Genomic DNA, 7,449 nt, shown 5'->3' with positions numbered 1-7,449 from the left:
GGCCCTGGAGGTCCAAGGCGCCTCCACCGCCGACGGCGCCAACATCGTCCAGTACACCGACTGGAACGGCGCCAACCAGCAGTGGCAACTCGTCCGCATCGGATGACACAGAAAACGGAGCACAGAGTGAGATTCAAGCCCTTGGCCATCATGGCGACGGTGGCCACCCTCTTAGCCAGTTTCTTCGTGGCGTCGTCCGCGAACGCGGCGACCGTCGACACCAACGCCTGGTACGTCCTGGTCAACCGCAACAGCGGCAAGGCCCTGGACGTCTACAACCTGGCCACCAACGACGGCGCCCGCATCACCCAGTGGACCCGCAACAACGGCAACCAGCAGCAGTGGCAGTTCGTCGACTCCGGCGGCGGCTACTACCGCCTCAAGTCGAGGCTCTCCAGCAAGGTCCTGGACGTCTACAACTTCTCCACCGCCAACGGCGGCGCCATCGTCCAGTGGGCCGACCTCAACGGCACCAACCAGCAGTGGCGGCTGGCCGACTCGGCGGGCGGCTACGTCCGCCTGATCAACCGCAACAGCAACAAGGCCCTGGAGGTCCAAGGCGCCTCCACCGCCGACGGCGCCAACATCGTCCAGTACGACGACTGGGGCGGCAACAACCAGCAGTGGCAACTCGTCCAGGTCGGCAGCGGGCCCAACCCGACCCCGACGCCGACCCCGACCGGTACGTGCGATCTTCCGTCGACGTACCGCTGGACATCGACGGGCCCGCTGGCGACCCCGAAGTCGGGGTGGGTCTCGCTCAAGGACTTCACCATCGCCCCCTACAACGGCAGGCACCTCGTCTACGCGACGACGCACGACACGGGCACGAATTGGGGTTCGATGAACTTCGGCCTCTTCAGCAACTGGTCCGACATGGCCTCGGCCAGCCAGAACACGATGTCTTCCTCCACTGTCGCGCCCACGCTCTTCTACTTCGCCCCGAGGAACATCTGGGTGCTCGCCTACCAGTGGGGCGGGACCGCCTTCTCCTACCGGACATCCAGCGACCCCACCAATCCGAACGGCTGGTCATCGCAGCAGGTGCTCTTCTCCGGAAGCATCACCGGCTCCGGAACAGGCCCCATCGACCAGACGCTCATCGGTGACAGCACGAACATGTACCTGTTCTTCGCCGGCGACAACGGCAAGATCTACCGGGCCGGCATGCCCATCGGGAACTTCCCGGGCAGCTTCGGCACGACATCAACGGTGATCATGAGCGACACGACGAACAACCTGTTCGAAGCCGTTCAGGTCTACAAGCTCCAGGGCCAGAACCGCTACCTCATGATCGTCGAGGCGATCGGCTCGCAGGGCCGCTACTTCCGCTCGTTCACGGCCACCAGTCTGAGCGGTACGTGGACACCGCAGGCCGCGACCGAGAGCAACCCCTTCGCCGGCAAGGCCAACAGCGGCGCCACCTGGACCAACGACATCAGCCACGGCGAACTGATCCGCACCAACGCCGATCAGACCATGACCGTCGACCCCTGCAATCTGCAGCTGCTCTACCAGGGACGCAACCCCAGCTCCGGCGGCGACTACGGCCTCCTGCCCTACCGGCCGGGCCTGCTGACACTACAGCGCTAACGGCGTGACACAGGTCCGGCTCGAGCGTTCCTGACGTTCACCGCAAAGGCGTACGCCCCATCGGGTGAGCGCAATCACGGCACGCGATCAGGACCGGGGGGAGCCGGAGCAGCGGGCTCGGTGCAAGACCGAGCCCGCCCGGGTCACGCAGAAACGTCAGCGCTCACATAGCGACGGAATGCGGGGCCGGGCACACGCTCCCCAGCCTGAGGTCCACCCTCGAAAGGATCACCATGAGATCTGCGCCATCACGCCGCCTGCCCTGGCGCATGGGCTTGTCGACCCAGACCAACTCCCCCTGCTGATCACCCTCTGAACCGCCCCGGACGTGGCGAACACTCCGACCCCCCACGTCCGAGGTCACCGGCACCCCCCGTCAAACATCCGCCTGAGGGAGACGACAGGTGAGACCCGTACTTCGCGCGGCCAGGAGGAGATCTCGCCATCTGGTTCTCTGGACCGTGAGCCTGTTCTTGCTAACCACGTTGTTGCCGTCCCTGGCCAGGGCCGACAACCCGATCGTGCAGACCATCTACACCGCCGACCCGGCGCCGCTCGTCCACAACGGCCGCCTCTACCTCTACACCGGCCACGACGAGGACGGCTCGACGTACTTCACCATGCGTGACTGGCGGGTGTACTCCACCACGGACATGGCCAACTGGACCGACCACGGCTCACCGATGAGCCTGGCCACCTTCGCCTGGGCCGACGCCAACGCCTGGGCCGGCCACGTCGCCTACCGCAACGGGAAGTTCTACTGGTACGTCCCGGTGCGGAACCGGGCGACCGGCGGAATGGCCATCGGTGTCGCGGTCGGTGACAGCCCCACCGGGCCCTTCCGTGACGCGCTGGGCCGCCCGCTGGTCGAGAACGGTGAGATCGACCCCAACGTCCTCATCGACGACAACGGCCAGGCCTACCTCTACTGGGGAAACCCCCGCCTGTGGTACGTCCGGCTGAACACCGACATGATCTCCTACTCCGGCAGCCCGACCCAGATTCCGCTCACCACGGCGGGGTTCGGCACGCGAAACGGCAACGCCAGCCGTCCCACCCTCTACGAGGAGGGACCCTGGGTCTTCAAACGCAACGGCCTCTACTACAACGTGTTCGCCGCCGAATGCTGCTCGGAGTTCATCGGCTACTCCACGGCCCCCAGTGCCACCGGGCCATGGACCTACCGTGGAACGGTCATGCCGAAGCAGGGGTCGAGCTTCACCAACCACCCCGGGATCATCGACTTCGCCGGGAGCTCGTACTTCTTCTACCACAACGGCGCCCTACCCGGCGGAGGCGGTTACACCAGGTCAGTGGCCGTGGAGAAGTTCACCTACAACGCCGACGGCACCATCCCGATCATCAATATGACCACCGCCGGCCCTCCACAGGTGGGGACGCTGAACCCGTTCGTGCGCCAGGAGGCCGAGACCGTCGCCTGGGCGACCGGCGTCGAGACCGAGCCGTCCAGCGAAGGCGGCATGAACGTCGGCTGGATCGAGAACGGCGACAACATCAAGGTCAAGGGCGTCGGCTTCGGCACCGGGGCGTCGTCCTTCACCGCCCGGGTGGCCTCGGGGTCGAGCGGCGGCACCATCGAACTCCGCCTGGGCAGCGCCACCGGCACCCTGGTCGGTACCTGTGCCGTCCCGGGGACCGGCGGGTGGCAGAACTGGACCACCGTCACCTGCCCGGTGAGCGGAGCCACCGGAACCCGCGACCTGTATCTCCGCTTCACCGGCGGCAGCGGCTACCTGCTCAACCTCAACTGGTGGCAGTTCACCCCGAGCGGCGGCAGCGGCGGGAACCTGCTGACCAACGGCACGATGGAGGACGGCACGACGGGCTGGACCAGCTCCGGCGGCACCCTGTCCTCCGCCACCAATGTGGCTCACGGTGGCAGCCGGTCCCTGCTCAACTCCGGCCGTACGGCCGCCTGGCAGGGCCCCAACCAGAACGTGACGTCGGGCCTGACCAACGGCAAGAGCCACACCACGAGCGTCTGGGTGCGGTCGCAGAGCGGCACCCCCAGCGCGAAGGCGACCCTGGCGCTCACCGCCGACGGCACGACGAACTACGTCCAGCTCACCCCGGCGCGAACGGTGAACGCGAACGGCTGGACCCAGCTGACCGGCACCACGACCGTGTCGTGGACCGGCACGCTGACCAACGCCTCCTTCTACGTCGAGACGGCCGCCGAAACCGACGGCCTCTACATCGACGACGCCTCTTTCCAATAACCAGGCAGAAAGGAGTCACCCCATGTCCAGACGCGGATCCCTGCTCACCGCCATCACGGTCGCGGCGCTTCTCGTCCTCTCCATGGGTGCCGTGGCGATAAGTCACAGTGCGAGCGCGAGCACGTCGAGCAACGCCCTCGCGGCGACCGCCGGGTGCGGCAGGACGCCGACCCTCCAGAACGGCACCAACACGATCCAGAGCGGCGGCAAGAACCGCAGCTACATCCTGAGAATCCCCGGCGACTACGACAACCGGCGGCCGTACCGGCTGATCTTCGGCTTCCACTGGCTGGGCGGCACCGCCACCGACGTCGCCACCGGCCAGACCGTGCAGCGCGACGTCTGGTCCTACTACGGGCTCCAGCGACTGGCCGGCGAAAGCGCGATCTTCGTCGCGCCGCAGGGTCTCAACAACGGCTGGGCCAACAGCGGCGGCGAGGACGTGACCTTCGTCGACGACATGATCCGGCGGATCGAGGCCGACCTCTGCGTCGAGACAACGCAGCGTTTCGCCCTCGGCTTCAGCTACGGCGGCGCCATGAGCTTCGCGCTCGCCTGCGCGAGGGCCGACGTCTTCCGCGCCGTCGCGGTCTACTCCGGCGGACGGCTCAGCGGATGCAGCGGCGGCACCCAGCCGATCGCCTACTTCGCGGCGCACGGCCTGCGGGACAGCGTGCTGAACATCTCCGGCGGGCGGTCGATGCGAGACACGTTCGTCCGGAACAACGGCTGCACCGCCCAGAACCCGCCCGAGCCCGGCCAGGGCAGCCTGACACACCGGAGCACCACGTACTCGGGCTGCGCGGGCGGCCGTCCGGTCGTCTGGGCCGCTTTCGACGAAGGGCACATCGCCGCCCCGCAGGACGGGGTGCCCGGCGACAGCGGTTCCAGAACATGGCTGCCAGGAGAGACGTGGCAGTTCTTCAGCCAGTTCCAGTCCACCCCCACTCCGACCCCGACCCCCACTCCGACACCGTCGGGACCGGTCACGGGGGCGTGCGCCGCGACCATCCAGGTGACCAATTCGTGGCAGGGCGGCTTCCAGGGTGAGGTCACCGTGCGCGCGGGCAACTCCGCGATCAACGGCTGGACCGTCAACTGGAGCTGGTCCGGCTCGCAGGCCATCACCCAGGTCTGGGGAGGCGTCCGCTCCGGCTCCGGCTCGAACGTGACGGTACGCAACGAGACGTGGAACGGCTCGCTCGGCGCCAACGCGAGCACGACCTTCGGCTTCCTCAGCAACGGCACACCGGCCACCCCGGCGGCCACCTGCGCCGGCCCGTGACCGCGGCGCGCGTTTCGACCGAGTAGCGATCGGGCCCCTGGCGCGGGGCGTCAGCCCATGCCAGGGGCCCGATCATCGATCCCCTATCCACCGAGGAGCGCTGTCAATGAGAAGGAAACGAATACGCGCGTTGCTGACCTCCGCCGTCACCGTGATGTTGACCCTGACGGCGGTCACTTCGGCCACCCCGGCGCAGGCGTTGAACAACGGCGTGGGCCGAACCCCGCCGATGGGGTGGAACACCTGGAACACGTTCGGCTGCAACATCAACGAGACGCTGATCCGGCAGACAGCCGATGCGCTCGTCAGCAACGGCATGCGCGACCTGGGATACCAGTACGTCGTCGTCGACGACTGCTGGTTCGACCCCAACCGCGACTCCGCAGGGAACCTCCAGGCCAACCTGTCGCGGTTCCCGAGCGGAATGAAGGCACTCGGTGACTACCTGCACGCCAGAGGACTGAAGTTCGGCCTCTACCAGGCGCCGCTGGACCGGACCTGCGCCCAGTACTTCGGCTCCTACCCGGGCGCGACCGGCAGCCTCAACCACGAGGTCCAGGACGCCCGGCAGTTCGCCGCCTGGGGCGTCGACTATCTCAAGTACGACTGGTGCTCACCCACCGGCACCATCGACGACCAGGTGCGCACCTTCGCGAAGATGCGGGACGCGCTGACGGCGACCGGACGGCCGATCCTCTACAGCATCAACCCCAACAGCATCCATTCGAAGACCGGCCCGCAGCGTAGCTGGGGCGACGTCGCCAACATCTGGCGCACCACCGAGGACATCACCAACGCCTGGAACACGGGTCAGACCAACGGCTACCCGATGGGCATCCAGAACATCGTCAACGTCAACGCGCCGCTCACCGGCTACGCCGGGCCGGGCCAGTTCAACGACCCCGACATGATGGTGGTCGGCCGGGGCGGCATGAACGACACCGAGATGCGCAGCCACTTCGCCCTCTGGGCCATCATGGCCGCGCCCCTCATCGCCGGCAACGACGTGCGCAACATGGACAACGCGACCGCAACGATCATGAAGAACCAGCACCTGATCGCCGTCAACCAGGACACGCTCGGCCTCCAGGCCACCCAGATCAGCAACGACGGAACCCGGCGCGTACTGGCGAAGCGGCTGGGCAACGGCGACGTCGCGGTCGCGCTGTTCAACCAGGGCGGCAGCACGACCACGATCAGCACCACCGCCTCCGCCATCGGCCTGTCCGGCAACTCCTTCAGCCTGCGTGACGCCTGGACGAACACCGTCACCACGACCACCGGCGCCATCTCGGCGAGCGTCCCGTCCCACGGCACCGTCGTGTTCCGGGTCAGTGGCGGCACGCCCAATCCCACGCCCTCGCCTTCCCCGTCCACGTCTCGCATCCAGGGCGTGGGGTCGGGCCGGTGCCTGGACGTGACCGGCGCCTCCCAGGCCAACGGCACCCAGGTGGTGATCTGGGACTGCAACGGCCAGAACAACCAGCAGTGGACCTCCACATCCGCCGGTGAGCTGCGGGTCTACGGCAACAAGTGCCTGGACGTCAACAACAACGGCACCGCCGACGGAACCGGCGTCCTCATCTGGGACTGCAACGGCCAGAACAACCAGAAGTGGCGCTTCAACACCGACGGCACCATCACCGCCATCGGCGCGAACAAATGCCTGGACGTCGCCAACAACGCCACGACCAACAACGCCAGACTCCAGATCTGGACATGCACCGGCGGCACCAACCAACGCTGGACCCGCGGGTGATCCTCTCGTCCGCCGCACCTTGAAAGGCCGTTCGACGGCCTCATCGGGCAGAGGTCCCGAACGGAAGCCAAGCCCTGCCGCCCTCCTTTCAACCGGGCGGCAGGGCTTGCGCAGTCCTGGTCAGCGGCCCCGGATCCGCCAGGTCTGATTCAGGGGACTGCCCCCTCCGGCCCGGCCGGGTCGTCACCGAAGACCAGCGCATGGGTGTCGAACTCGAACGGCACCGAGGCGTCGCCCAACTCCCGAAGCCGGTCCTCCGGCTCCAGGCGCCGGGTCATGCCGATATTGACGATGTCCTCGCCGAACGCGCCGACATTGGAGATCAGGTGCCCGGCCCGGACGCCGGCCTCGCGCGCCTCCACGTCACTGACCGCCGTACCGATCTCCTCCAGCTTCGCCGGTGGGGAGCGGGCCGAACAGCCGGTTGCCATGTGCCCGCACGTCCGCGCTGCGGAAGAATCGAGCAGGGCGACGCGACTCTGCGGGCGGCGGGTTTCGACGCGGTGTCGTGCCTGATCGGTACCGACCCGGACGCGGCGGAGAGGACCGTCCGTGAACGGTTGTCCGAGGGC

6 protein-coding genes are annotated in these 7,449 nt (G+C 67.5%); 5 read left to right on the top strand and 1 reads right to left on the bottom strand.

Annotation, left to right across the window (positions count from 1 at the left end):
- Positions 1 to 4 precede the first annotated feature (4 nt).
- The 5 genes from ACWD3H_RS47190 (at position 5) to ACWD3H_RS47170 (ending at position 6,877) form a co-directional block, all read left to right on the top strand.
- The gene (locus ACWD3H_RS47190; protein WP_451959732.1) at positions 5 to 106 is read left to right on the top strand and encodes an RICIN domain-containing protein; all 102 of its coding nucleotides are present in this window, start codon (positions 5 to 7) and stop codon (positions 104 to 106) included.
- A 53-nt stretch (positions 107 to 159) separates the two neighbouring features.
- Positions 160 to 1,593, top strand: a complete 1,434-nt coding sequence (locus ACWD3H_RS47185; RefSeq protein WP_451959731.1) for a non-reducing end alpha-L-arabinofuranosidase family hydrolase — start codon at positions 160 to 162, stop codon at positions 1,591 to 1,593.
- 461 nt (positions 1,594 to 2,054) lie between these two features.
- Positions 2,055 to 3,833: a family 43 glycosylhydrolase gene (locus tag ACWD3H_RS47180; RefSeq protein ID WP_451959730.1), complete on the top strand. Its 1,779-nt coding sequence runs from the start codon at positions 2,055 to 2,057 to the stop codon at positions 3,831 to 3,833.
- A gap of 22 nt (positions 3,834 to 3,855) precedes the next feature.
- Positions 3,856 to 5,118 (top strand): cellulose binding domain-containing protein, encoded by a 1,263-nt coding sequence (locus tag ACWD3H_RS47175; RefSeq protein ID WP_451959729.1) that lies wholly within the window; start codon positions 3,856 to 3,858, stop codon positions 5,116 to 5,118.
- A 106-nt stretch (positions 5,119 to 5,224) separates the two neighbouring features.
- On the top strand, positions 5,225 to 6,877 hold the full coding sequence (locus ACWD3H_RS47170) for a glycoside hydrolase family 27 protein (RefSeq protein WP_451959728.1): 1,653 nt from the start codon (positions 5,225 to 5,227) through the stop codon (positions 6,875 to 6,877).
- 149 nt (positions 6,878 to 7,026) lie between these two features.
- Here ACWD3H_RS47170 and ACWD3H_RS47165 read toward each other — a convergent pair whose 3' ends face one another.
- Positions 7,027 to 7,308, bottom strand: a complete 282-nt coding sequence (locus tag ACWD3H_RS47165; RefSeq protein WP_451959727.1) for a GIY-YIG nuclease family protein — start codon at positions 7,306 to 7,308, stop codon at positions 7,027 to 7,029.
- Between the last annotated feature and the right edge of the window lie 141 nt (positions 7,309 to 7,449).

The organism is Streptosporangium sp. NPDC002607 (assembly GCF_053592655.1).
Note: the sequence above shows the minus strand (reverse complement) of the source record. Positions and strands in the feature narration are given on the sequence as shown.